A 26,489-nucleotide genomic window follows, 5' to 3' on the forward strand; every position below is an offset into this window, starting at 1 on the left:
AAACAAGATAAATGAAATACCCAAAAATACCTGTTGCAAGATCAATTGTTGCGCTTTGCGAAGCCAAAGGAATCCATCATGTGGTGATCTCTCCAGGCTCTAGAAATGCGCCCCTTACCACGGGCTTTGCCCATCATCCAAATATAAAGACTTATAGCGTGGTAGATGAGCGCTGTGCTGCTTTTGTAGCTGTTGGCATGGCCCAGCAGCTGCAAAAACCTGTTGCAGTGGTTTGCACCTCGGGTTCGGCATTGCTCAACTATTATCCGGCGGTGGCAGAGGCTTTTTACAGCGATATTCCATTGGTGGTGATCTCTGCCGACAGGCCTGTAGAGCGCATTGACATTGGCGACGGACAAACAATTCGCCAAAAGAACGTTTTCGAGAACCATATTTTATATTCGGCTAATTTATATTCAGAGTTAGTGCTGGAAAATGAGGCGAAAGACAAGAAACTTCAGCAGAAGCAATTTGAGAGTCGGAAGCACAACGAGCGGGAGATCAACCTGGCACTGAATAAAGCCATAGAAGAAAAGGGTCCGGTGCATATCAACGTTCCGTTTTATGAGCCGCTTTATGAGACGGTAGAAGACGTAGAGGTGAATCCCATCCAAATTCTACCAGAGATCATTGAAAGAACTTACTCTCAAAATCAACTGCAGGCTTATGCCGATCTTTGGAACAAGGCAGCGAGAAAAATGGTGATTGTAGGCGTGTCTTCGCCAAATTTAGTAGAGCAGCAATTTCTCGATAGGCTGGCAAATGATCCTTCAGTAATTGTATTTACTGAAACCACTTCAAACGTGCAGCAGGAGAAATTCTTCACGCGGATAGATACCATTATTGGCCCCATTGAAAAAGATGAAGACAGGGAACAGCTCTTTGACAACCTGCAACCCGAAATTCTGCTCACTTTCGGCGGAATGATCGTCTCAAAAAAGATCAAAGCTTTTCTACGGAACTATCAGCCGAAACATCACTGGCATGTAGATCCAAAAAAGGCATATAATACCTTCTTTTGCCTGAACAAGCATTTCGAGACTTCAGTAAATTCATTTTTTAACCAGTTTTTTCAGCTCACAAAAATTTCTGAAAGCAATTATGCCCAATACTGGCAGGAGGTGCGAAGCAGAAGAAAGGTGAAACATGAAGATTACATGGGCAGGATCCCATATTCAGATCTTAAGGCCATGCAGCTTATTTGCCCTGCAGTGCCCGAAAATAGCATTGTACAGCTGGCAAACAGCTCTACAATCAGGTATGCACAGCTCTTCAGGTGGAAAGAGAGCCTAAAAATATACTGTAACCGCGGGACCAGCGGGATTGACGGCAGTACTTCAACTGCGGTGGGAGCTGCAATAGTTTCAGAAGCACCGGTTTTGATGATCACAGGAGACCTCAGCTTTTTTTATGACAGCAATGCGCTGTGGAACAATTATATTCCGAAGAACTTTAGGATAATCATCTTAAATAATGGTGGGGGCGGGATATTCAGGATACTTCCGGGAGATAAGAATACTGAAACCTTCGAAAAATATTTTGAAACCGTTCATCAACTCAATGCGAAACCTATTTGTGACCTCTACGGATTTGAATATTCACAAGCCCGAACTTCCGAAGAAATAAAGGAGCGCTTAAATGCCTTTTTTGACACCTCAGACCAGCCGAAGGTCCTGGAAATTTTCACGCCTCGAAAGGTGAATGACGAAGTGTTGCTGGAATATTTTAGCTTCGTGAAATAGCCGTTTATTATAAGTAACTTTGCCAAAAATTATTTTATGCTTGCCATTGGAGAATACCACACCCTTAAAATAGATCGCGATACGGAACCCGGACTTTTTTTAAAGGATGATGAAGGTAACGAGGTACTGTTGCCTAATAAGTACAAACCTGAAACTTTTGAAATAGGAGATGAAATCACCGTTTTTGTCTATCTGGATCATGAAGAAAGACCGGTGGCAACAACCCTTAAACCTTTTGTGAAGCTCGATGAATTCGGGTTGTTAAAATGTGTGGAGGTGAGCGAGATTGGAGCTTTTATGGATTGGGGCCTCGAAAAACACCTTTTTGTGCCTTTTAAAGAGCAGGCAGTTAAAATGCGGCAGGGTGAGCGCTATCTCATTTTCTGCTATCTTGATGAGCTTACCGAAAGGTTGGCTGGGTCGAGTAAACTGGATGCCTTTTTAGACAATTCGGAACTCACAATTAAACCTTTTGAAGAGGTAGAGCTCATTATCGCTAATCCTACTGAATTGGGATGGAATGTGATTGTGAACGAGATACACAAGGGCTTGCTGTACAAGGATGAAGTTTTTCAAAAATTGCACGTTGGCGACAGGCTTAATGGATATGTGAAAAAGACCCGGCCCGACGGAAAGATAGATATTACTTTGCAGCGTCCCGGCTACCGCAGTATTGAACCTAATGCGCAGGAACTGCTAAACCTTATTGAAATAAAAGGTGGTTTTTTAGCATTGACCGACAAATCTTCGCCCACAGAGATTGAAAAAGAGGTGCAAATGAGCAAAAAAAGCTTTAAACGTGCCCTTGGTAATCTTTACAAGCAAAGGAAGGTTGATATTAAAGACAACGGGATCTACCTTAAAAAAGGAGAGTAATAAGGAGAGACATAAGCTCTTACGCCTGAACGGGAGCGGTAAGGGCTTTGTAATATTGGTGACCGCATTTCTTCATAAGCCGGTATTTTCTTTTGTCCGCTAAAAATGTCATAATTAGAACTTCGGTCGTGTACCCTGATGTCATTGGTAACTTCTATAAGGGCCTTTTCACCCTGGCTTATGGTAGGTGCCGGGGATTCCATTTCAACTAAAGCCGCTTCTTTTGCATAGCGTTCTTTTTCCATCATAGAAATAAGGTTCACCTGCCTCTTCTGTACTTTTTTATCAAAACTGATTTCTTTTAATGAAAATCGATTTTCGGGGAAATGGTTTACAGGAACAGAAAGTCCTGGCTGTATTCTGGTGTAGTTGATAAATACTTCTTCAGGCGCAGGAAAATTAACCTGATCAAATTCGGGAAAAGGATTTGTACCTGAAGAATTCAATTCCTGGGAATAGCCACTTACACCAAAAATCATTAAAGTAAGAAGGGTTAGAATTTTATTCATGTTACCTATTTGATACTAACTAAGCAAAAATCGTACAAATTTTTCATTGTTCCGAAAGATAAAGCTTTTCTTGCGGCAGGTTTTATTCCCCAAGGAAAATATAAAAGCCTTATTTTTGAGTAAAATTAGATCACTATGACCAAACCAGATTATAAAACAGCAAAGGAATACGAAGATATCACCTACCAAAAGTGCAATGGCGTGGCACGTATTGCGTTTAACCGTCCCGAGGTTCGCAATGCCTTTCGTCCAAAAACTACCAGTGAGCTCTATGATGCTTTTTATGATGCCCAGGAAGATACTTCAATAGGAGTGGTGCTGCTTTCTGCGGAAGGGCCTTCCCCAAAAGATGGCGTTTACAGCTTTTGCAGCGGGGGAGATCAAAAAGCCCGTGGACATCAGGGATATGTGGGAGAAGATGGAATGCACCGTCTGAATATTCTTGAAGTACAAAGGTTAATTCGGTTTATGCCAAAAGCTGTGATTGCGGTTGTGCCGGGGTGGGCCGTTGGAGGAGGGCACAGCCTGCACGTAGTTTGTGACCTTACCCTTGCAAGTAAAGAGCACGCGATCTTTAAGCAAACCGATGCCGATGTTACCAGTTTTGATGGAGGATACGGTTCTGCTTACCTTGCCAAAATAGTTGGACAAAAGAAGGCACGCGAAATCTTCTTTTTAGGAAGGAACTATTCGGCACAGGAGGCTTATGAAATGGGAATGGTGAATGCAGTAATTCCGCATGAAGAACTGGAAGATACGGCTTATGAATGGGCACAGGAGATCCTGGCTAAATCTCCTACCTCAATAAAGATGCTGAAGTTTGCCATGAACCTTACCGACGATGGCATGGTAGGGCAACAGGTGTTTGCCGGAGAAGCTACCCGTCTTGCTTATATGACCGATGAGGCCAAAGAAGGTAGAAACGCTTTTCTGGAAAAAAGAAAACCTAATTTTGATAAAAAATGGATCCCGTAGCCTCTTCAGAATTTTCAAATTTTGAGTTGGAAGTAGCTTCCCTTCCCAGAGTTGAGGAGGTGAAGCTGCATCCCATTTCAAAAAAATATCTTGTGAAGTTGCAGGTGGGTACCAGCATCTCCTTTATGTTCTTTGCTGTGGGATTGTTCCTGGGGTATACTTTTTTATCTGCTCAATTTCACACTTATCTTTTCTGGGCCGCAATCCTGCTGGTTCTGCTTTTTGGATGGTCTATTTTTAACAACGTGATGTATGTTAAGAAGAGCGGTTATGCCTTGCGGGAACAGGATATAATTTTTAAACGCGGCTTTTTGTTTGAAAAAACCACAGTTGTTCCTTTTAATAGAATTCAGCATGTGACTGTAGAGCGGTCTTTTCTTGATAAGATTCTGAATATTTCTTCTTTAAAAGTATTCACCGCCGGAGGATCGGGTAGCGATGTGAGTGTTCCCGGAATAAAACCTGAAACAGCTACCTCTCTAAAAGAGGAAATTTCAGGAAGAATTTATAACCATGCCTGATTATAATTTTTCGGAGCCACAACGGCAATCTGGCGTGGGGCTGGTATTGATCTTTGCGACCTCTCTTTATCATATAGGGAGAAACTTATGGGTGGTGGTTTTTTACTTTGCTTTTAAAGAAGTAGATCAGCGAATGCTGTTTTTTGCCGGCGCGGCACTTATGCTGGTATTATTGCTAAGTCTTGGCTACAGCATCCTTTATTTCCTGAATTTTAAGTTTCATCTTGACGAGAAGAATCAGGAGTTTGTGCTTCAAAAAGGGGTTTTTTCATCTGACGTTATTAATATTCCCTTTGAGAAGATTCAGCAGGTAAATTTCCGAAGGAATATTCTGCAACGCATCATTGGCGTGTACAGTGTGGTTGTAGAAACAGCAGGGAGCCAGGACAAGGAGGTCGAGATTAAAGCACTATCTGAAGAGAAGGCTAATCTCCTGGCCGAAAAACTCATGGCACGTGCCGAAGAGGAACGTACTGAAACTTCCGCAGAAGTTGAAGAAGATCCTGAAAAAATACCTGCAACTACAACAAAGGCTGTACCTCAATGGGAGCATAAGGTTCAATTATGGACGCTTGTAAAATTAGGGCTTACCTCCAACTATCTTCGTGGAGTTGGTATTATTGTGGCTTTTTATTTTACCCTAAGGGAGCAATTCATGTTTAACGATGAACTTGCGGCACAGCTTCAGGAACCGCAGGTGTATTTTTCTCAGGGTAAATACCTCTTCATTATTTTTCTATTGCTGGTGGGGATGCTGTTAACGGTGGGGGAGACAGTTGTAAAATATTTTGGACTTCATTTGCAGAAGTATAAGGACACCCTACAGGTTGAAATGGGGCTGCGTAACAATACAAAGGTTAATTTAAAGGCCAGCAGAATCCAATTGCTGCAAGTGCTCACAAATCCTATTCAGAAGAAAATGGATCTGTTTCAGGTAAAAATCTCTCTTGCCAGTAGTGAGAATGATCTTGAAAAGAATCAGGTGAAAATCGCCGGTTTACCGCCTAAAGTGGTGCAGCAGGTCAAAGATTATTTTTACCAGTCCGAAATACGGGAAAATTTTAGAGTTAAACCGAGTAAATATTTATTGATTAGAAGGATCTCCCGGGGATTAATTCCTTTAGTCATTCTATCAGTGTTTTTATTTTTTTATGCCCAACTTGTTATGCTTAGCTGGGTTGTGGGTATAGCTTCAGCATATGTTGTGCTCCTTTGTATTTATAACTTCTACTACTTTAGAAGGCTACAGCTGGGAATTTCAGAAGAGTTTTTAATAAGATATTCGGGAGTATGGGTGCAGAAGGAAGAATACCTTGAAGTTTTTAGGTTGCAGGCAGTTTCAGTTTCACAACCTTTATGGTATAAAAAAAGAGGTTTGGGAAACCTTACCTTCCATTCTGCAGGTGGAGATGTTGATTTTCCCATGGTGAAAATGGAGGAGGTGCAGCCTATTCTTAACTGTTTGATTTACAAGATCGAGGTGACCGAAAAAGCCTGGATGTAAAATTTTCTGAATTTCTTTTTTAAGTATTCAATTTCCAAAGTTCTGGATATCAAAAAATTATCATTTTCTCAGTTATTTGTCGGTGTAATGAGTTGAAAATTAATTGTTTAAATATTTGTGTTTTCTGATTGGTATAATTTAACTTTCAGGTAAAACTTTTGCCTATGAAAAAGCTATACTTGATTTTTGTACTATCGGTCACCTTTGTGTTGAATTCCTGCAGCGTAGATACTATGCAGAATAGACTTGATGTAGAGGGCGAACATGGATATGACTTCCGGGAAAGTAGAGCAGCCTGGAAAGATTTAAAACGGGAGCAGGGAAATTCCTATACTTATACTATCCTCGTACAATCCTGGACAGGGTATGGGAGTGAAACTACCATTAAAGTAGAGGGAGGAAAGGTTAAAAAACGGTATTATGTGGCTTTTATAATTTCAGAAGAAGATGGTTCGAGAACTGTTACCGAAACTTATGAGGAAAACACCAAAAAAGAACTTGGAAGCCACGCTGTAGGGGCACCTGCATATACTATTGATCATCTTTACACAACCTGCCTTTCCAAATATCTAACGGTTGATCACGAGACCAATAAAGTCTTTTTTGACACCAATGATGACGGGGTCATGATGCTTTGCGGATATATGCCTGCAGGTTGCCAGGATGATTGTTTTAGAGGAATAAAAATTTCAGAATTTAACTGGAAGTAATCAATGTAAAAAAGCCACGAGTGCATTGCAGTCGTGGCTTCTTATATTAAGTATGATTATGTTTTACTTTAACTGTGGAAACTGCGCAGGATCTACTTCATTCATGATCTCATATACCTTCTCAAAAATGTCTTCTACAGAAGGCTTTGAAAAATAATCACCGTCAGTTCCATATGCAGGGCGATGATCTTTTGCAGTGAGCGTTTGCGGCTTGCTGTCGAGATGTCTCCAGGCGTTTTGTTCTTCCATAACTTTTTGAACGATAAACGCTGAAGCTCCTCCTGGTACGTCTTCGTCTATAACCAGTAAACGGTTCGTTTTGGCCACACTTTTCACTATATCCTGATTTAGGTCAAAAGGGAGCAAAGACTGCACGTCAATAACTTCGGCATCAATACCCACTTCCTGTAGTTCTTTTGCTGCCTGTTCTACCAGTCTTAACGTAGAACCATAAGAAACAAGGGTAATGTCTGTTCCTTCCCTCATGGTTTCAACTACGCCCAGTGGTGTTTTGAACTCACCTAAATTAACGGGCATTTTTTCCTTTAAACGATAACCATTAAGGGATTCCACAATTAGTGCAGGCTCATCGCTCTCGAGCAAGGTGTTGTAGAAACCAGCTGCTTTGGTCATATTGCGGGGCACCAGGACGTGTATACCACGAATAAGATTTAAGATTCCGCCCATAGGGGAACCACTGTGCCAGATACCTTCCAGGCGATGTCCCCTGGTCCTGATAATTAACGGTGCTTTTTGTTTACCACGCGTTCTGTATTGAAGGGTAGCGAGGTCATCACTCATTATTTGGAGTGCGTAGAGCAGGTAATCGAGGTACTGGATTTCGGCAATAGGGCGTAAGCCTCTCATGGCCATCCCAATTCCCTGTCCCAAAATTGTTGCTTCACGAATACCTGTATCTGCAACACGCAGTTTTCCGTACTTTTCCTGAAGACCTTCCAGACCCTGGTTAACATCGCCAATTTCTCCTGTGTCTTCTCCAAAGATGAGGGCTTCAGGATACTTATTGAAAATGCTGTCAAAATTTTCTCTTAAGACGAGCCTTCCGTCTACTTCTTTAGAATCTTCTCCATAAGAAGCTGCGACGGGCTGTACATTAAGGGCATTATATTTTGAAGTACTGTGTAAGTGGCTGCTGTATTGCGGCCGCACCTCCTCTGTGTACTTGTCAATAAACTGAATCAATTCCTGTTTTGCGGGAGAACTCTCTCCTCTCATATACCTTAAGGCCTTCCGGGATGCAACTAGAATATCTTTTTTCAAGGCTTCCCTGTTCTCCTGAAGTTCCTTCTTTAACTGAAGAATAAAGCTTTTATTCTTGCTGCTTTCGGCTGCTCTTTGGAGTACAGGGAGTACATCTTTAACCTTATTTTTTACAGGAGCCATATGCGCTTCCCAGGCGGCTTTCTTCCCGTCACGCACCTGCTTCTTGATGTCTTTTTCTATTTCTTGAAGTTCCTGATCTGTTGCTATGTTTGTAGCAATCATCCATTCCCTCATCTTCACGTTACAGTCATGCTCCCGTTCCCACTGAAGCCTTGCTTCACTTTTGTAACGTTCGTGAGACCCTGAAGTAGAATGCCCCTGAGGCTGGGTAAGCTGCTGAACGTGGATTAGTACAGGTGTGTGTTCTTCACGTGCAATTCGACTGGCATTCTCGTATGTTTCTATGAGCGCCGGATAGTCCCAGCCATTTACTGCGAAGATCTCGTACCCATTGTTTTCTCCTTTGTCTCGTTGAAAACCTTTAAGTACTTCCGAAATATTCTGTTTGGTAGTTTGATGTCTCGCATGTACCGAAATTCCATATTCATCATCCCATACATTCATTACCATAGGTACCTGAAGTACACCTGCCGCATTGATGGTCTCCCAAAACAGGCCTTCACTGGTACTTGCATTACCAATAGTTCCCCAGGCAATTTCATTTCCGTTTCTGGAAAATTTATCGGCATCAATACCTGTCACATTTCTGTAAATTTTAGAAGCCTGTGCAAGACCTAAAAGTCTGGGCATTTGGCCTGCAGTAGGAGAGATGTCTGCGCTTGAATTCTTCTGTTGGGTAAGGTTCTTCCATGTTCCGTCTTCTTCAAGACTATGGGTAGCAAAATGCCCTCCCATTTGCCTACCTGCAGAATTGGGTTCGTGTTCAATATTTGTAGTGGCGTAAAGGCTTGCAAAGAACTGCTGAATATTTAGAGCCCCAATAGCCATCATAAAGGTTTGATCCCGATAGTAACCTGATCTAAAATCGCCATTTTGGAATACTTTAGCCCAGGCCAATTGTGGTACTTCCTTCCCATCACCAAAAATTCCAAATTTAGCTTTACCCGTAAGTACTTCTCGTCTTCCGAGGAGACTGCACTCCCGGCTGGTTACCGCCAACTTGTAATCACTTACCACCTGCGCCCTAAAATCTTCAAAAGAAATTTCACTTTTTGAGGAAGTTTCACTCTGCATAACACGTTTTTAAAATTACCACAAATGTAACGAAAACAATGATTAATTACAATTCAAAAAAAATTAGTAAAAATTGTTTTTTAATAAAATAAGCGGCTTCTGATTATCATATTTTTAGGTAAACGTTAAAATACGGAGATTCACTAAGAAAATCCTAATCATTTAGAACCATTTTCTCGTGATAAGCCTTCCCAGAGTTTTTATATCGAGAGTTGCAATAAACCTGATCTTTTGGTCATAATTACCTTCATTGAATTCCCAGCCTTCACTGGAATGTACAGGGAAGAAGATTTCAAAATAATTTTGCACCAGGCTAAGTCTTATTCCTGAATCGTATAAGAGTTTTGCCGATTGATTTTTGTTTTTTATTACACCAACATCACTATAGGCGTAAATCCACTTCCAAATGGTGGTGCTTCCGTTTACTGTACTAATCCATTGGTTTGCAAACTGTGGCTCAAGGGTAGATTTAAAGCCTCCTTCGGCCATGATAATTTGCTGACTAAAAATACCTGATGTTTCACTTCTTCCGTAGTAACTGTAATCAAAGAGGTAATCTGTAGGACGATCTAGTGCAAAACTGAAATAATCGCTGTTTGGCATATCGTTATAAAGAAAGGCTCCTCCAAAAAAACGAAGATTTACCTGTCGGTCATTTTTCAGAAGTTTTCGGTATTCTACAGTTAAAGAAGACTTACTAAACTGTTGTGCGACCTGGAAATCTATTGAACCTGAGAAATGAGTAACCAAGCCCGGGTTACTGTACAGGTAGTTTATATTGAATACACTATAATCGGGCACTTCAAGATCTGTAAGGTCATTTTCATCCCGATATACGTTTACATTACGTATAAGAATTCTCTCCTTAGGGCTCTGCCTCATATAGGAATCCCTAAAATGCAGGGATAGGTATGGATTGAGCCTTTGGTACATGAGGTCGTATCCATACGAGAACCTGCTTCCTGATATCCCGTAGTTGATCATATATAAATCTTCATCAAAGAAAATTTTGTGGGAAAGTCCAGCGCTACCTACAAATGTTTTACTTCTGGAGGCATATAGAGGAGATAGGTTATATTCAAAATTTCGATCTAAAATAGTTTTATTATACAACTTTACACCTAAAGCGAGCCCGTCATAAAGGTTGTATTGAAACTGTGGCATAAAAAATACCTGCTGGTATCTTGGGTCTTCAACATCTTTTAAAAGCCGGAATTGGAGAGGGCGATTCATTATTCCTCCCACGGTTCGGTAATTATTTCTCCTGTTTATTTCGGGTACAATCCCTTCATGATTAACAGCGACCTGTTTTACTCTTGATGCCGGAATGTGTACAGTGCGAACCCCGGGAGAATGTTCTACCCAGGTTTTGTAGACAACTTCATTACTGTTAAGTCCATAAACCTGAATAGGAACGTCTGTCTCTGTTTTGTTGCGTAAAGTAATTCGCAGTGAGTCACCCTCTTTGGAAAGACTTCGTATTTTAAAATCTATCTTATTTTTGGTAGAGACGTAGTCATCAAAGAACCATTTTATGTCTTTACCAGCATTTTCTGTAAGAATGCGCTGAAAATCTTTATCATCAACTGCTTTCAGTTTATATTGTTCAAAGAACTCTTTAATGGAATATGGTACGGTATTATCTTCAAGAAATTTATCCAGAAGGCTAAAGCCCACTCCCGCTTTGAAAGGATTTGCAATGTTTTTATTGAACTTTGTTAAAGAATCTTGTGGAGCGTTTAGGGGCTGGTCCATGTGCTTTCTCGCAGCGAACAGGTACATAAGAATGTATTGATCATTGAAATCAAGTGTTGAGGCATGAAACCAACGAATGCCAATAACATCACTTAAACTACCCAATAATTTGAGGTCTGGATAATATTGATCCATATACTCCATCATAAGGTATATTTGAATACCATCAAAGATCCATTTGTCTTCCCTGGGGTTTAACAGCAGTGAATTTTCGAGATAATTCTCGGTAAGGGTTTTTAATTGCTTGAGTTCATAACCAAATCCGTCGGGAAATGGTCTTAAGAATTTAGGTAATTGATTGAGACCGTATACTGGGTTTGAAGCATAATCCTGCTGGGTAGACAGTATAATAGGATGAGGGTAGGAGCCGAGATTTTTCTGGAGAAAATCTACTATCCTGTTTACATACATGGATTTCATCCCTGGATTGGCACCACTGGCTGTAATGTTGGTTAGCACGTGAAGGCTATCTACTTTGATATCATCAAAAATGACCTCGGTAGTGAGGTGTAACTCTGCATCAAACCTTTCCTGTCCTGATAGAAAGACTGTTTTCTTATCTTCGTTGGGAACAATTTTTTCTCTTTTTAAAGCAGAAATAACAGCCAGGTTAGAAGGAAGGGTGAGCTCAACTTCAAAATCCAGCTTTGGAAGGTACAGGTCGTTCATGTTTTTATGACTGTACACCTTCCAGTTGTCCTTGTACATTGCCGGAGCAATGAACCAATATTTTAGTTGATAATTGCCTTTATTTCCGTAGCCGTAACGCGTAAATTCATTGTGGGGAATTTTAATAACGTAGTCTAGATTTATAACGTATTTCTCGTGTGGAGCTATGGGTTTTTCAGGAATAATTTTAATGATGTCTGGATGTTCTTCAGGACGTTCCCACGTTAGGATATTAGAAGTACTTCCTGTGATGGAATTTATAGTAGTTCCTCCTCTTCTATCTTCACGGGCAAAATGGAAGTTACGATCGTAATCTTCAAAGAACCTGCGAGCCAGGGGAGTTCGGGTATCTGAAAACGCGTTCATCCAGTCACTCATATAAACCTCTCGAAGTGTATCATTGCTGGTATTCCTGTACTCCAGGGTTTGCTGGATATTCAGAGACTTCAGAGAATCATTGAGTTCTGCTTTAACGATTACATTATGTTGCCCAAAAAGAGCTAATGAGAGGAGGGCAAACAGAAAAAAGAGTGGAAGTTTTTTATTCAATTTTTTTTTGTAAACAATAAGGTTAAAAATCATTAACGAGATGAGCTGCAATATATTATTTCAGGAAGTAAAACCTATACCTATGGGAAGATTTCCTGAGTTAAAAAAAACAAAATTATCAAAGAAGCTGACAGGAGAATATAAAAACAGCCTTGTTAAAAAGGCTGTTTTAAGATCACATTTATTTTAAAATCCTAGAAGTTAGGACTTAGGTTGTATTCCTCATAGAATTTATCTAAAATATCTATGACTTCATCGGCAGTATCTACAACCTGGATGATATCGATATCACCACTGCTTATGTTTTGAAAATTATCTAATAGCGTGCTTCTCACCCAGTCGATTAAGCCACCCCAAAAATCTCTTCCTACCAAAATGATGGGGAATTTGTCAATTTTGTTTGTTTGAATAAGGGTAATTGCTTCAAAAAGTTCATCTAAGGTTCCAAATCCTCCCGGCATTACCACAAAGCCCTGAGAATACTTTACAAACATCACTTTTCTCACAAAGAAGTAATCAAAGTTGATATTCTTATCATTATCAATATAAGGATTGTCGTGTTGTTCAAATGGCAGATGGATGTTGAGCCCTACAGAAGTTCCTCCGGCAAGATGAGCGCCCTTGTTTCCGGCCTCCATTACTCCCGGGCCACCTCCTGTTATTATCCCATAACCATGTTCTACGATTTTTTTAGCCACCTCTTCGGTTAGTTTATAAAACTTGTGTTCTGGCTTTGTTCGTGCCGACCCAAAAATTGATACACAGGGGCCTATTTGGCTTAATTTTTCGTATCCGTTGACAAATTCTCCCATGATCTTAAAAATGGCCCAGGAGTCATTTGTTTTTATTTCATTCCAGCTTTTATTTCTTGTCTCTGTTCTCATAAAAAATTCAAATTGCGGACTAATTTAGTTCTTTTTGAAGAAAGGCTGCGGTGTAGCTTTTTTTGTTTTTGGCAACTTCTTCAGGTGTTCCCTTTGCTACTACTTTTCCCCCGTTTCTTCCACCTTCATAACCAATGTCGATGATGTAGTCGGCCATTTTTATTACATCGAGGTTATGCTCAATTATGAGTACGGTATTTCCTTTGTTTACCAGCCTGTTCAACACTTCCATCAAGACCCTGATATCTTCAAAATGCAAACCTGTGGTGGGTTCATCCAATATGTAAAAGGTGTTCCCGGTGTCTCTTTTAGAAAGTTCGGTAGCCAGTTTTATGCGTTGTGCCTCTCCTCCCGATAGGGTAGTGCTTTGTTGCCCTAAAGTAATATAACCCAGCCCAACATCTTTAATAGTTTTTACTTTACGATAGATCTTCGGAATATTTTCAAAGAAAACCACAGCTTCATTAATGGTCATTTCGAGCACATCTGCTATCGATTTACCCTTATATCTTATTTCCAGAGTCTCGCGATTAAAGCGCTTGCCCTGGCATGTTTCGCACTCTACGTAAACATCGGGTAAGAAATTCATTTCAATGACCCGCAGGCCTCCACCTTTACAGGTCTCACATCTACCTCCTTTTACATTGAAGCTAAAACGTCCCGGTTTATATCCCCTAATGAGGGCTTCGGGTGTTTTAGCAAAGATGTTCCTTATTTCCGAAAATACACCTGTGTACGTTGCCGGGTTAGATCGTGGGGTGCGACCAATGGGCGTTTGGTTGATATCTATAACTTTATCAATATGCTCCAGCCCTTTAATGCCTTTGTATGGCTTAGGTTTTTTTACTCCATTGAAATAGTGAGCGTTCATGATGGGGTAAAGGGTTTCGTTGATCAGAGTTGATTTTCCGCTTCCAGAAACCCCTGTTACAGCAATCATTTTTCCTAAAGGAAAACTAACCGAAACATTTTGAAGATTATTTCCGGTTGCACCTTTAAGATCGATCTTTTTACCATTACCTTCTCTTCTCACTTTAGGGATCTCGATTTTCATGCTCCCATTGAGGTAGTTTGCCGTGATGGTATTGTGTTTTTTAATCTCGTCGGGTGTGCCCTGGCTTATAATTTCACCGCCATGCCTGCCAGCCTGTGGACCAATATCTATAACATAATCGGCGCGTTCAATCATATCTTTATCATGTTCAACCACAATAACCGAGTTCCCAAGATCGCGAAGGGAGGTAAGAGAATTAATTAGTTTTTCATTGTCCCGTTGATGTAATCCTATACTCGGTTCGTCCAGGATATATAGTACGCCAACCAGTTGTGAGCCAATTTGAGTGGCTAATCTTATTCTTTGAGCTTCTCCTCCCGAAAGGGTTTTGGAACCGCGGTTCAGGGAAAGGTAATTAAGGCCAACATCAATTAGAAATTGAAGACGAACGCTAATTTCCTTAATAACCTCAGCGGCGATCTTTTGTTGTTTTTCTGAAAGGTGTGCATTAAGATCATTAAACCAGTCGGCAAGATCTACAATATCTTTTTGAGCCAGTTCTGCAATATTTTTTCCATTGACCCTGAAGTAGAGAGATTCTTTTTTTAAGCGCGTGCCTTCACATTCGGGGCATGTTATTTTGTCCATATAATCCTTTGCCCAACGCCGTAGGGAAGAAGATTCGTTTTTTTCGTAAGTCTCTTCAATAAAAGTGGCAACGCCTTCAAAATCTATCTTATACTCACGTGTTATACCAAGGGTCTTTGATTCTTTAGTAAACTTTTCCTTTCCCCCATACAGGATCATGTTTAATGCATCTTTGGGAATTTTGTCCACGGAGTCTGAAAGGCTAAAGTCAAACCTTTCAGCTATTAACTGAAGTTGGTTGAAGATCCAGTTCTTTTTTTGAGGGCCATGAGGGGCAAGGGCTCCGTTTTTTATGCTTATTGAAGGATCTGGAATGATCTTTTTTTCATTTACTTTATGAAGTGTACCTATGCCATTACAAACAGGACAGGCTCCTTTAGGGGAGTTAAATGAGAAGTTATTAGGTTCAGGGTTTGGGTACGAAATCCCGGAAGAAGGGCACATTAAATTTCGACTGAAGTACTTTATGTCGCCATTATCCTGGTCCATCACCATTAAGACATCATCACCATGATACATTGCGGTTTTAATACTTTCAAATAACCTTTTGTTTAAATCGTCATTTGAAGAAATTTTTAAGCGATCAACCACAATTTCTATATCATGGATCTTGTAGCGATCCAGCTTCATTCCCTTTATAATATCCCGAACTTCTCCATCTACCCTTACTTTAACAAAACCCTGTTTTGCTATTTGCTCAAAGAGCTCTCTGTAATGCCCTTTTCGGGACTTTATTACAGGAGCTAGTATATTCACTCTTTTTCCTTCAAAATTCTGGAGAATCAAGCTGGCGATTTGTTCGTCATTATAACTCACCATCTTTTCGCCAGTTTGATAACTGTAGGCATCACTGGCTCTGGCAAATAACAACCTTAAGAAGTCGTAAATTTCGGTAATTGTTCCTACTGTACTTCTTGGACTTTTGCTGGTTGTTTTTTGCTCAATCGCTATAACGGGTGAAAGGCCTTCAATTTTATCTACATCTGGCCTTTCCAGGCCACCGAGAAATTGCCGGGCATAGGCAGAGAAGGTCTCGATGTACCTACGTTGCCCTTCAGCATAAATGGTATCAAATGCGAGAGAAGATTTTCCCGAACCCGAAAGCCCGGTAATTACAACCAGTTTTTCCCTTGGGATCTTGAGATCTACATTTTTTAAGTTGTGTACCCGTGCCCCAAGTATATCTATGTATTCTTCTGTAACTGCCATGTGAGTTTTTTGCAAGGCTGCAAAGGTACTGAAACTGTAGCTATTGAGAAAAGAGTAAAGAAGTGCTGGATAAAGACTTGCCTGCCTATTATGTTAAAGTTATTCCTACAAATTTTCTATTCAGTTGAGCCTTACCTATATCATATTCTTAATTAATTGCTAAGAGCTGTTGCAAATTGTTTTGGAATATATGGGATTAATATTACTGTCTGAGTCATAGCCTGCATAATGGTCTTAACAGGAGTTAGATTTTTGTGTGTGGTAGATATAATGAGCCAAATTAGGGTATATGGAAAGTTGATCACAGATTGAGACAGATCAAAGATTGGGTATTTACAGAAGTCTAAAAGTGAGGTTTTTACATTTAATCACTTTTTTCTTACGAGGGTTTTAAACTATAAAATTATTCCGATTAAAAGTATCATAAAAAGAGCTTTTTACCGTAAAAATTTAAGTTAAAATGGTTCATTTGTCTATCACTGTGATCATTTTAATTTATTGATCGTCAGTTATTTACTACACAAGTTTAAGATTTATTTTAAAGTAGCTTATATATCTTTACTACTGAAGATGACAAATAATTCGATCTAAAAAATGTCATTAAATTAAAAAGTAGGGGGATGGAAAAGAAAATATTACTACTCATTACAAAAAACCGGGATTTAGCTAATAATATTGAAAAAGAAGTAAATCACAATTTCACCACTGCCGAAGTTAGCAGTGTTCATTCTGGTTATTCCATGGCGCTTAATTTATTGCCCGATGTTATTCTCATAGATTATTCTTCTCTTGGTCTTGAAAGCCTAAAGAATTTATCCAGTTTTAAATCTACTCATTTCCTTAACAAAAGTTTACTTTTTCTCTTTGGTGATCTTGAGAACAAGAAGATTCTCGATAATAATTTTAAAGATGCCGTAGACGGGATCATTTACGATAGGGGATGCTACCGTTCTATTGTAGAAGAGATTGAAGAATTGATAGCAACACAGGGTTGTCTTACACAATACTGGAAAGATTCCTTTATGGGATTGTTTAACTTATTGGAGTATCCGGTAATCCTTCTACAGGATGAAAAGATTGTTGCAATGAACGATGCTTTTAGGAATGACTTTTTTATTACTGGAAGACAACAAATCAAACTTACAGATCTGGTGGTCGGCAGGAACAAGCTTAAGGTGAGTGAAACCCTTAAAAAGTTCGTTAGGGGCAAGCACATGAAAGCTGTAACCAAAACTTCTCTTATTATGAATGAAAAGATTAGGGAAGCGAGAATAACATTTTCAAAACTTGACAAGCAACTTTCTGGTCAAATGATTATGATGATAAACTTCACCGGGAATGATTTTCCTCTTAAGGAAGAAGTAGGTAGCAATTCGGTAGAAATTGAAAAGTATTTTTCCGACTACTGCAAGGAGGAAGAGCAGTATTTTACTAAGAGAGAAAAGGAGATCATTTCACTATTGTGTAAAGGATATAAAACCAGAGAGATCTCAGAAACTTTATGCATTTCAGCTAAGACTATTGAGAAGCATAGGGCTAATATCATACGCCGCACACATTCAGGTACCATTCTGGAGAGTATAGTATATGCTCTTAACCATAATATGATAAAAGTTTGAGGAAAAGGAGGGTTTTCCCCCATTGTTAGAGGTTAAGATAAATCCTACATTTAACAAAGAATTTCCTTAGTTCCCCCCACCAATTTACTCCCCCATTTGATCTTTCGCCAGTGCGATTTGAAACAGTATTTATTGTTTAAATATTTATAACCATTCTAAATTTTTTAATCTAAAACCATTTAATTATGAAACACTTCAAATTATCCATGGCCTGGTTTGCGCTATTAGCATTAGTATTCACTTCGTGTAGTAAGGAGGAAGCTGATGTTATTAATGACAAAGACACAGTGCAATTAACTTTTGGTGCCATGCTTGGGGCTTTTAACAGTCAGAATAAACAGGCAACACCAGTAGAATGTAGAGAAAATGCTATACCTGCTTATGTAATGGTTGGGATATCTACAGATGAGGAGGGGACCACCTACATTGATGGAGGTAATGCAGAGAACCTTATTGAAATTGGTTTAACCAATAATAATGGTTCCTGGGAAACAACTTATTCAGCAGATTTAGAACTTCCTGAAGACACCTATTACTTACAGCACTTTGCTGTCTATGATACGAATGATCAGGTGCTTTGGGTTGCTCCCAGAGAAGGTGGGGCTTTTGCCAGTGAAGTTAGTGATGCTTTGCCTCAAACAATAGAACTAATTGGAGGTACTAAACCTTATATAGCTGTTGAAGTTCTATGCTTTATTCCAAGAGAAGAGGAAGCTTACGGCTATCCATTCTTTGATTTTGAGTTGGTTGAGGTAGAGAACAGCTATTGCATCTTTGTAAATTACTGTGATGACGCAACAGGACGGGAATATCCTGCACATTTCTCTGTAGAAGTATGGTCAGATGAGTTTGACGGAACAGAGGTAGTGTTAAGCAGTAATATGAATACAGTAACTATGCAGGGAAATAATCCAGCTGCTTCTGTACTATGTCTTGCTTTACCCGATCTTGGAGATGATACTTATTATGCACGTGTAACAGTGCTGAATCATAATCTTCTTCCATATGTTTCAGATCCAGATGCTGATTACTTTGAATTTACTTTCACTCAGGCTGATATTGAGGCCCAGGAACTTGCGGTACCTGCATATGAGCACGTAAGGTTCAATTGTGCACCGCCATATGGAGAACCAACTTGTGAACCGGGAACAGTACTTGGAGATACCAACGGTGACTGTATCGTTGACTGTAGAGATACAGATTCCTGTGAGCCAGATGAATGCGTGGTGCCAGGAGATACAAATGGTGACTGTGTTGTAGATTGTAGAGATACAAATACCTGTGATTCAGGTGGATGTGGAGATACTGCTTACATGTACGGAGACTATATTCTATCAGATCATTATAATAGCAACAACTGGGGATGGGGACTTCTCATTGATGGTGTTGGTGTAGATGCCGAATATTATGATGAAGAGAATGATAATTGGGTAATTCCTTTTTGGGCAGGTGCAGGTCAAAATGATACCAGCAAGGCCTGGAGGGCCGGTGATGTCATTATTGAACTTGATGATGATGGAGAGCAAATTCATGTGACTATTGATTTGTATGACGGTGTTACTGTTGGAGATACTCACTTCTGGTTTAATGATGATAACGAGTGGCCGGAAAAGCGCGCTCCAGGGCAATTCGATCTTCATAAGGGTTCCGAACTTTTAAGCTATAGTTTCCCTGTAGATGGGGAAGGTCCATATACTTTAATCGTACATGCCGGGGACGTGTGTAATGAAGCCTTCTAGAAAGAATAAGATTCCTCCGGATCAACCGGTCCGGAGAATTATCTTAATAATTTTTATTAACCATTCTAATTTTTATTAATCAAACACAATTTATTATGAAAAATTTTAAAACTTCAATTGCCTGGTTGGCAATGTTGGCATTAGTTTTTACTTCCTGTAGTAAGGAAGAAGCAGGTGCTGTTTCAGATGATCCTGAAACGGTACAATTGACCTTTGGGGCCTTATTAAATTCCTTCAATCAACAAAATAGACAGTCTGAAGTTGAATGTAGAGATGGAATTGATCCTGCATATGTTGTTTTGGGAGGTACTACCTCTGAAGACGCTGAATGGGGTAGTTATGAACTATTCGAAGTAGGTCTAAAAAACAACAATGGATCATGGGAAACTACATACTCTGAAGATTTAGCCCTTCCTGCCGGTACTTATTATTTGCAATATTTCGCCGTTTATGATTCTAATGACCAGGTGCTTTGGGTTGCACCACGTGAAGGAGGTGCCTTTGCCGATGAAGTTGGTGACGCACTTCCAATGGAAATTGAACTTGTGGCCGGAACAAAACCTTATATTGATGTAGATGTTCTATGTTACTATGCAAGGGAAGAAGCGGCTTACGGTTATCCTTTCTTTGATTTTGACGTGATAGAAGTAGAAAACAGTTACTGTGTTTTCGTAAACTACTGTGATGATGAAACAGGAAGAGAATACCCGGCTTACTTTAGCATTGACGTATTTACCGATGCTGCAATGACAGATGAAGTTACGCTTAGTGTAGATACTAATACAATTACTATGGAAGGTGCTTGGCCAGCTGCTTCTGTTCTATGTTTTGCATTGCCAGATCTTGGAGATGATACATATTACGCCAGAGTAACTGTTATGAATCATGATAATCTTGATTACACTGCAGATGCAACTGATTACTATGACTTTGAAATTACCCAGGGAAGTATAAATGCATTGGCAGAACAAGTTCCTGCATACCACCACATAAGACTTAATTGTGATGAAGACCCAAATGGTGGAGGTGAAGACGAAGTGTGTGATATCGATGCAGCTTGTGAACTTGAAATTGACGGTGAGTTAGATGCCTTCTGTTACTTTACTGTACTTGAAGGAAGTGATGATAACTGGTTACGGATAGACGATGCTCAGGATCTGGAAGACCTGAACCTTTGGGTTGATTTTCCAATAGATGGTCTAATTGAAGTTGTTGATGTGTCTATAGTAATGGATAATGGAAATCTTTCTGTTAGTCTTGATACACCTTTTGCTGATCAAGATAGGATCACAGGTTACGCCATTGAAGTTAGACCTTCTGTTGAAGGGGGAGCTATGAATTCGACCTGTTGGGAATCTGAATGTGCCAATGTGGTAGGTGAAGATCAATATGGGGAAGTGTCAGAATCTTTTGATGGTTTCGATTACTCTTATCCTTTCTATATTAAAATAGATGCGATTTTCTGTTCTATACCACTTGAGAACTAATATATGTTAGAGATTAACCACCTGTTTAACAATAGGTGGTTAATTTTTACTCTTAAAATGCCCACAGTGTAATCCTCTATATGAACAGGGGAAAATCACTCAAAAAAGTCTTTTCTGAGACCAATTTTACCCGTACTATCCTGCTTCTAAAAAAACTACTATGAAAAACAAATTACATAAAGTCACCCTTTTATTTCTTCTTCTGGTTGTAGGTGCTTCCTGTTCTACAGAAGATCCACACCCAGTAAATGAAGATGAACAAAAGGTACAGTTAACTTTTAAGACTGTTCTTGCAGAAATGGATCAGCAACAAAAAGATCCGGTAGTCTGCAGCGATAATGATCCCGGCTACGTGATGATAGGAATCACAGATGCCATGGGCAATTACATTGGCGAAGATGGGGGAAGTACCGAAATGAATCTTATAAGGGTTGAAATAAAATATAATACCAGTCTTAATACATGGGAAACCCTTTATTCTAATGAATTGGCATTACCTCCTGGAGATTACAATCTGCAACATTTTATTGTTTATGATACTAATGACAATGTCCTATGGGTAGCACCCAGATTAGAAGGAACTTTTTCTGAATATGTAGATAATCCTCTGCCACAGGAAATCGAACTTATTTCTGGTACCAAACCTTATATCAGTTTAGAAGTTTTGTGTTTCTATGCTCGTAATGAAGAAGCCTACGGCTATCCATTCTTTGATTTTGATCTTATTGAAGTAGAAAATAGTTACTGTGTATTTATAAACTATTGTGACGATGCAACTGGAAGAGAGTATCCTGCTTATTTTTCTATGGAAGTTTGGACCGATTCTTATGACGGAACTCCTTACCCATTAAGCAATAATACAAATACCATTACTATGGAAGGGGAGTGGCCATCTGCTTCGGTGTTGTGTGTTGCTCTTCCCGATATTGGAGACCAAACTTTCTATGCTCGTGTAACTGTTTTAAATCATGACGACCTGGATTACACTGCAGATGCGTCTGATACTTTTCAATTTGAAATTACCCAGGCCAGTATTGAGGCTCAGGAGATTTTTATACCTGCATATCATCATGTAAGGATTAACTGTGACAATAATAATAATCCGGGAGATCCAACTTGTGATACAGATGTGCGTTGTAAGTTAAATTTGAGAAATGAACTCTCTCCTAATTGCGAGTTCACTCTGCTTGAAGGTGCTAATCCTGAAGGTTGGGTTCAAATCAACAGTGATGAAGATTTGCAACTCTTAGCCGATCTAGGTTCAGAAGAACTTACAGCTTTGGGTACAGCCAATATTTCTTTGATAAATAATGAAGTACAAATAATCCTTGACACCCCCTTTGATGACAGCGATCTTACTGCTGCTTATGCTATTGAGGTACGGCCGACAAGTGGTGGGGAGATGAGTACTACTTGCTGGGAGAATTATTGTGCTAATATAGAGGGAGAAGATGGTGCTATTGCTAATACTTTTAATGGCTTTACTTATAATTACCCATTTTACGTGAGAATAGAAACTATTAACTGCTTTAATGTGAACCTTCTGGATTAATTTGTAATCTATCTGGAAGTAACAAGAGGCTGTTTTAAAAGCGATTAACCGTTTGTTCTGATTTAATTCAGAATTCGAGAACCAAGAGAAGGTATATCGGAACGGGAATGTGCTTTTAAAGCAGCCTCATTTTTTAGTTACTATTGAGATTTACAATATATCTTTATACAAAGGCTTATATAAGAATCTATTAAACCTGCTCCAGGTAACTATTTATTTGTTTGATTTCACAATAAAAGAGTCCTCAAAAATGACATTTTTGACCCTCCTTTATTTTCAGGATCACTCTATTGACCAAAAAGCCGGTTAGAGTATCTGGAAATATATCCCTTCTAATCAAGTAATTTGAATATATCCTGGAATTTAGCAACCTTTAATTTGCTGCAATCCCCTACAAAATTTTTGTTCTCTTCGCAGTTTTCTTCATAATCCCTACAAAACATTTGTAGCCTTTTAGCATTTTCTTCACTAAATTTCAATATTATTTATAATGAATATATTGATTTTCAGTATGTTAAATTTTATTAAACACTTCTTAATGAAATTATAATTTATAATTTTGCTCATGTTAAATTTTTTTATATGTGCAACCTTTTAAAATCAAATTTCACGAAACAGAAAGCTCAATTCAATCTCCGACTCCGACGTATTTTTTTTGTTAAAGAAGTATTAAATTATTTTTTGGCACAATTATTACAACTGTTGATTCAAGTGAAGAATATTAAGATTCTTTTTTGTTTTTAAATGCTTTTAATTAACTAAAAATGAACGTCATTAAAAAATCAGTTAAAACAATTGGTTCTGTAAATCCCAAATCTACAGCACCTAAAAATCACGAAACCCTACTTATGAAAAATTTGAAATTCGCTGTATTACTACCAGCATTAGCCTCCCTAATTTCCTGTAGTAAAGATAACCCAGAAGAACTTGACAATGTTGGAAGTACTGATCTCACCGAGAGTCAGGAGATCATGACGGAATTTGCTAATCCTAATCCCGGTGCTTCCACAGATGTTTATTATGCAGGACAAAAATTTGCCGTTGAACATTTCGATGGAGATTATATCTATGAAGGTGATATACTTTTGCCCCCGTCTTTAGTAAGCCACCAGGAAGTGAAGGTGGTCTTTGAAGAAGGTGAAGTTGTTCCAGAAACAAAAAGTGTGGGGCGTACCTCGGGCAGATGGCCAAACAATACTGTTTACTATGCTATAGAGAGTTCACTCGATAATAAAAACCGTGTTTATGATGCTATAAAGCACTGGGAAGCCAATACTAATATTGACTTTGTCGAGAGAACTACCCAATCTAATTATATTAATTTCGTAACCGGTTCTGGTTGTTCATCTTACGTGGGTATGATAGGGGGTAGACAAAATATTACTTTGTCTACAGCTTGCTCAACCGGAAATACAATTCACGAGATTGGTCATGCCATAGGGCTTTGGCACGAACAGAGTCGCGTAGATAGGAATAGCTATATTACAGTGCATTACGACAATATTCAAAGCGGAAGAGAATATAATTTTCAGACTTACGCTGAGCAAGGTATGGATGGAGATGAGTTCACCAGTGCTCTTGATTTTGGTTCTATTATGATGTATGGTCCATATTCTTTTTCAAGTAATGGAAAACCTACTATTACAACTAAAAGCGGTAACACTTATAATGTACAAAGATCTGCTTTGTCTTCAGGTGATAAGACGGGTATAAATAATATGTATCCTTATACATCTACATCTGGTAAAGAAGAAACTACCGGTGGTACCAAAGAAGAGACTTATGTTAATGGTGAATATTACACTGTTTACGGGGTCTATCTTCTTAGAAAAAATGACACATGGTTTTACTATTCCAGAATCTATGGATGGAAAGAAGTATTTTCAAGAGGAGGATACTGGTACTATAAATCATAAACTCCAATAAATAGAATTTAAAACCCGGCTAATCAGCCGGGTTTTTTTTATGTTATTCGTTTCCAGGGAAGTTAGAACGGTTTAGACCTATAAAAGTGGCTGTAGATTTTTTCCACATATTTTTTTAATAAGTGTAGAAAAATTCTACTTATCAGGACTGTCTTTTTTATTCTTCTTCAAAAGAACAGGATTAAGTTTTAAAAATTACAAGAAGTAGGGTTTACCCTTATTCTTTTGATTATCATATATTTATATATTTACATTGTTAGTTGCTAATCCCTCAGGCAACTGTATTTCCTCCACATTCCTCCATAGTTGAATAGTTAATTGAACACTAATCTTCAGTTGATATGGATTGTAATATATACATCAGAATTAAAGATAATTTTCTCTTCTCAATAGATCGGGTACGTCCCTACATTTCTTTTCGTACCGGAGTTCCTCCCTGAAGGCATAACCAGCAGTAATTAAATTTATTTATTAACCAATACCACTACATTATTATGAGAAATTTTAAACTTTCAGTTGCCTGTGTGGCAATTTTCGCAATGATTTTCACCTCCTGTTCAAAAGATGAAGCAGAGGTGTCTTCTACAGATCCAGAAACAGTTCAATTAACATTCAGGTCCTTACTTAATTCTTTTAATCAACAGAATAAGCAATCTGAAATGGAGTGCAGAGAAGTTGAACCTGCTTACGTGATGCTCGGCTGGTCAACTGCTGAAGATGCAGAAGAGAGCGATTACGATTTAGTTGAAGTAGGGCTCGTGAATAACGGAGGCTCATGGGAGACTACCTACTCTGAAGAGTTGGCTGTGCCTGCTGGCACTTATTATTTACAACATTTTGCGGTATATGATGCCGGTGACCAGGTTCTTTGGGTGGCTCCACGGGAAGGCGGAGCTTTTGAACCCGAAGTGAGTGATGCTCTTCCAATGACCATTGAATTGGCAGCAGGTACAAAACCTTACATTGATGTAGATGTTCTCTGCTATTATGCCAGGGAAGAAGCAGCTTATGGTTATCCTTTCTTTGATTTTGACGTTATTGAAGTTGAAAACAGCTACTGTGTATTCATTAACTATTGTGATGATGAAACAGGAAGAGAATATCCTGCTTACTTCAATATTGACGTATATTCAGATGAGGCAATGACTGAAGAGGTGGTACTAAATAATGATACCAACTCGATTACTATGGCAGGTGAATGGCCTTCAGCTTCTGTGCTTTGTTTTGCATTGCCAGACCTTGGTGATGAAACTTATTATGCAAGGGTAACAGTAATGGATCATGAAGATCTTGAATATACTGCAGATGCAGGAGATTACTATGATTTCGAAATTACCCAGGCGAGTATCACCGCATTAGAATCACAAGAACCCGGTTACCATCACATAAGGATAGGATGTAATTCCACTCCTGAAATTAATGCCGATACCAATATTTATATTTATTTCGATTCTTCTGGATCTATGAACACTACTTTATATCCGTTGCAAGAAATGAGAAATACGCTTCTTAGAGCTGCTTTAATTGGATTGTATAATAATGATGATGCACTTTACGACGAAAAAGTACAGGTAATTTCTGATCCTAGTGAAAGAACAATGCATTTCCTCAACTTGAGAGGGGAATCTCCCAGCGGGAATTCAATCGCTTTGATTTTTCAGGATGAGGCTGTTTACAGTTATACAGATTGGGTGAATACATGGGGTGAAAACTCAACACGTACAGCGACTTACGATGCAGATATTACCGCCTTAAGAGGTAGATTGGCCACCTGGCCTTCCAATTCCTATAATGGTATTATATTCCAGGTAGCAACACCAAATTCACCTGATGCAGAGAATTTTGCAAAATTCGTTTCCTATGTTGAAAATGGAGACGGAAATTACGCAGGAGCCTATGGCCTTTCTGATAAATCTGAAATTGGCTATGTTTATGATGTAAACCCCGGAGATTCTCCGGCATACTATGAAGGTCTGATTGTTTCAGCACTTCAAAGCCTTGGGTATAGTCTTTAGAACAAGATGATTTATTAATATTTAATTAAAAGCCGCTTTTATAGCGGCTTTTCTCAGTTTATAGAAAAATAAATTTCTTAATGTAATCTACTTTTACTGATGGAGCTTGTGTGGCCTAGACGCTGAAGA

General features: G+C 39.0%; 17 protein-coding genes. 12 read left to right on the forward strand and 5 right to left on the reverse strand.

Annotation, left to right across the window (positions count from 1 at the left end; translation table 11 throughout):
* The first annotated feature begins 11 nt into the window (after positions 1–11).
* Together menD and V5739_RS14150 are read left to right on the forward strand one after the other, a co-directional pair.
* Entirely contained in the window at positions 12–1,742 is a 1,731-nt protein-coding gene (menD, locus tag V5739_RS14145) for a 2-succinyl-5-enolpyruvyl-6-hydroxy-3-cyclohexene-1-carboxylic-acid synthase (protein ID WP_423818691.1), read from the forward strand.
* A 36-nt stretch (positions 1,743–1,778) separates the two neighbouring features.
* Complete coding sequence (locus tag V5739_RS14150; protein ID WP_266070586.1) at positions 1,779–2,618, forward strand: CvfB family protein; 840 nt, start codon at positions 1,779–1,781, stop codon at positions 2,616–2,618.
* Here the strand turns inward: V5739_RS14150 and V5739_RS14155 are convergent.
* Positions 2,597–3,127, reverse strand: coding sequence for a hypothetical protein (locus tag V5739_RS14155; protein WP_423818692.1), 531 nt, complete (start codon positions 3,125–3,127; stop codon positions 2,597–2,599). The genes V5739_RS14150 and V5739_RS14155 overlap by 22 nt on opposite strands.
* Positions 3,128–3,262: 135 nt before the next feature.
* Here V5739_RS14155 and V5739_RS14160 point away from each other — a divergent pair, with 135 nt between their 5' ends.
* The 4 genes from V5739_RS14160 to V5739_RS14175 all read left to right on the forward strand — a co-directional run bounded on the left by V5739_RS14160 (position 3,263) and on the right by V5739_RS14175 (position 6,837).
* Positions 3,263–4,102 carry a 1,4-dihydroxy-2-naphthoyl-CoA synthase gene (locus V5739_RS14160; RefSeq protein WP_423818693.1) on the forward strand — a complete coding sequence of 280 codons (840 nt, stop codon included), beginning with the start codon at positions 3,263–3,265 and terminating at the stop codon, positions 4,100–4,102.
* Positions 4,090–4,623 carry a PH domain-containing protein gene (locus V5739_RS14165; RefSeq protein WP_266070589.1) on the forward strand — a complete coding sequence of 178 codons (534 nt, stop codon included), beginning with the start codon at positions 4,090–4,092 and terminating at the stop codon, positions 4,621–4,623. Before V5739_RS14160 ends, V5739_RS14165 begins: the two co-directional genes overlap by 13 nt.
* Positions 4,616–6,127: a PH domain-containing protein gene (locus V5739_RS14170; protein ID WP_423818694.1), complete on the forward strand. Its 1,512-nt coding sequence runs from the start codon at positions 4,616–4,618 to the stop codon at positions 6,125–6,127. Before V5739_RS14165 ends, V5739_RS14170 begins: the two co-directional genes overlap by 8 nt.
* A 164-nt stretch (positions 6,128–6,291) precedes the next feature.
* On the forward strand, positions 6,292–6,837 hold the full coding sequence (locus V5739_RS14175) for a hypothetical protein (protein ID WP_423818695.1): 546 nt from the start codon (positions 6,292–6,294) through the stop codon (positions 6,835–6,837).
* A 63-nt stretch (positions 6,838–6,900) separates the two neighbouring features.
* Here the strand turns inward: V5739_RS14175 and V5739_RS14180 are convergent, their stop codons facing one another.
* The 4 genes from V5739_RS14180 to uvrA all read right to left on the reverse strand — a co-directional run bounded on the left by V5739_RS14180 (position 6,901) and on the right by uvrA (position 16,023).
* A complete protein-coding gene (locus V5739_RS14180; RefSeq protein ID WP_423818696.1) occupies positions 6,901–9,315 on the reverse strand; it encodes an alpha-ketoacid dehydrogenase subunit alpha/beta in 2,415 nt (804 codons plus the stop codon).
* A 162-nt stretch (positions 9,316–9,477) separates the two neighbouring features.
* Complete coding sequence (locus tag V5739_RS14185) at positions 9,478–12,288, reverse strand: metalloprotease (RefSeq protein ID WP_423818697.1); 2,811 nt, start codon at positions 12,286–12,288, stop codon at positions 9,478–9,480.
* A gap of 194 nt (positions 12,289–12,482) precedes the next feature.
* Positions 12,483–13,172, reverse strand: coding sequence for a TIGR00730 family Rossman fold protein (locus tag V5739_RS14190; protein WP_423818698.1), 690 nt, complete (start codon positions 13,170–13,172; stop codon positions 12,483–12,485).
* Positions 13,173–13,191: 19 nt separating this feature from the next.
* Entirely contained in the window at positions 13,192–16,023 is a 2,832-nt protein-coding gene (gene uvrA / locus V5739_RS14195; protein WP_423818699.1) for an excinuclease ABC subunit UvrA, read from the reverse strand.
* A gap of 620 nt (positions 16,024–16,643) precedes the next feature.
* On the opposite strand from uvrA, the gene V5739_RS14200 reads away from it, so the two are divergent.
* The 6 genes from V5739_RS14200 (at position 16,644) to V5739_RS14225 (ending at position 26,360) form a co-directional block, all read left to right on the forward strand.
* Positions 16,644–17,642 (forward strand): response regulator transcription factor, encoded by a 999-nt coding sequence (locus tag V5739_RS14200; protein ID WP_266070597.1) that lies wholly within the window; start codon positions 16,644–16,646, stop codon positions 17,640–17,642.
* A gap of 185 nt (positions 17,643–17,827) precedes the next feature.
* A complete protein-coding gene (locus V5739_RS14205) occupies positions 17,828–19,381 on the forward strand; it encodes a hypothetical protein (RefSeq protein ID WP_423818700.1) in 1,554 nt (517 codons plus the stop codon).
* A gap of 95 nt (positions 19,382–19,476) precedes the next feature.
* On the forward strand, positions 19,477–20,868 hold the full coding sequence (locus V5739_RS14210) for a hypothetical protein (RefSeq protein ID WP_423818701.1): 1,392 nt from the start codon (positions 19,477–19,479) through the stop codon (positions 20,866–20,868).
* A 160-nt stretch (positions 20,869–21,028) separates the two neighbouring features.
* The gene (locus tag V5739_RS14215) at positions 21,029–22,420 is read left to right on the forward strand and encodes a hypothetical protein (RefSeq protein ID WP_423818702.1); all 1,392 of its coding nucleotides are present in this window, start codon (positions 21,029–21,031) and stop codon (positions 22,418–22,420) included.
* Between the two features lie 848 nt (positions 22,421–23,268).
* Entirely contained in the window at positions 23,269–24,336 is a 1,068-nt protein-coding gene (locus tag V5739_RS14220; RefSeq protein ID WP_423820492.1) for a M12 family metallopeptidase, read from the forward strand.
* 503 nt (positions 24,337–24,839) lie between these two features.
* Positions 24,840–26,360 (forward strand): hypothetical protein, encoded by a 1,521-nt coding sequence (locus V5739_RS14225; RefSeq protein WP_423818703.1) that lies wholly within the window; start codon positions 24,840–24,842, stop codon positions 26,358–26,360.
* Positions 26,361–26,489 lie beyond the last annotated feature (129 nt).

The organism is Salinimicrobium sp. TIG7-5_MAKvit (genome assembly GCF_049569215.1).
Taxonomy (GTDB): domain Bacteria; phylum Bacteroidota; class Bacteroidia; order Flavobacteriales; family Flavobacteriaceae; genus Salinimicrobium; species Salinimicrobium profundisediminis.

Bases quoted from the DNA above. Each gene is read 5' to 3' on its own strand.
- V5739_RS14205 (WP_423818700.1), top strand. From the start codon at position 17,828: ATGAAACACTTCAAATTATCCATGGCCTGGTTTGCGCTATTAGCATTA.
- V5739_RS14150 (WP_266070586.1), top strand. From the start codon at position 1,779: ATGCTTGCCATTGGAGAATACCACACCCTTAAAATAGATCGCGATACG.
- V5739_RS14165 (WP_266070589.1), top strand. From the start codon at position 4,090: ATGGATCCCGTAGCCTCTTCAGAATTTTCAAATTTTGAGTTGGAAGTA.
- V5739_RS14155 (WP_423818692.1), bottom strand. From the start codon at position 3,127: ATGAATAAAATTCTAACCCTTCTTACTTTAATGATTTTTGGTGTAAGT.
- V5739_RS14225 (WP_423818703.1), top strand. From the start codon at position 24,840: ATGAGAAATTTTAAACTTTCAGTTGCCTGTGTGGCAATTTTCGCAATG.
- uvrA (WP_423818699.1), bottom strand. From the start codon at position 16,023: ATGGCAGTTACAGAAGAATACATAGATATACTTGGGGCACGGGTACAC.
- V5739_RS14180 (WP_423818696.1), bottom strand. From the start codon at position 9,315: ATGCAGAGTGAAACTTCCTCAAAAAGTGAAATTTCTTTTGAAGATTTT.
- V5739_RS14200 (WP_266070597.1), top strand. From the start codon at position 16,644: ATGGAAAAGAAAATATTACTACTCATTACAAAAAACCGGGATTTAGCT.
- V5739_RS14215 (WP_423818702.1), top strand. From the start codon at position 21,029: ATGAAAAACAAATTACATAAAGTCACCCTTTTATTTCTTCTTCTGGTT.
- V5739_RS14160 (WP_423818693.1), top strand. From the start codon at position 3,263: ATGACCAAACCAGATTATAAAACAGCAAAGGAATACGAAGATATCACC.
- V5739_RS14170 (WP_423818694.1), top strand. From the start codon at position 4,616: ATGCCTGATTATAATTTTTCGGAGCCACAACGGCAATCTGGCGTGGGG.
- V5739_RS14210 (WP_423818701.1), top strand. From the start codon at position 19,477: ATGAAAAATTTTAAAACTTCAATTGCCTGGTTGGCAATGTTGGCATTA.
- V5739_RS14220 (WP_423820492.1), top strand. From the start codon at position 23,269: ATGAAAAATTTGAAATTCGCTGTATTACTACCAGCATTAGCCTCCCTA.
- menD (WP_423818691.1), top strand. From the start codon at position 12: ATGAAATACCCAAAAATACCTGTTGCAAGATCAATTGTTGCGCTTTGC.
- V5739_RS14190 (WP_423818698.1), bottom strand. From the start codon at position 13,172: ATGAGAACAGAGACAAGAAATAAAAGCTGGAATGAAATAAAAACAAAT.
- V5739_RS14175 (WP_423818695.1), top strand. From the start codon at position 6,292: ATGAAAAAGCTATACTTGATTTTTGTACTATCGGTCACCTTTGTGTTG.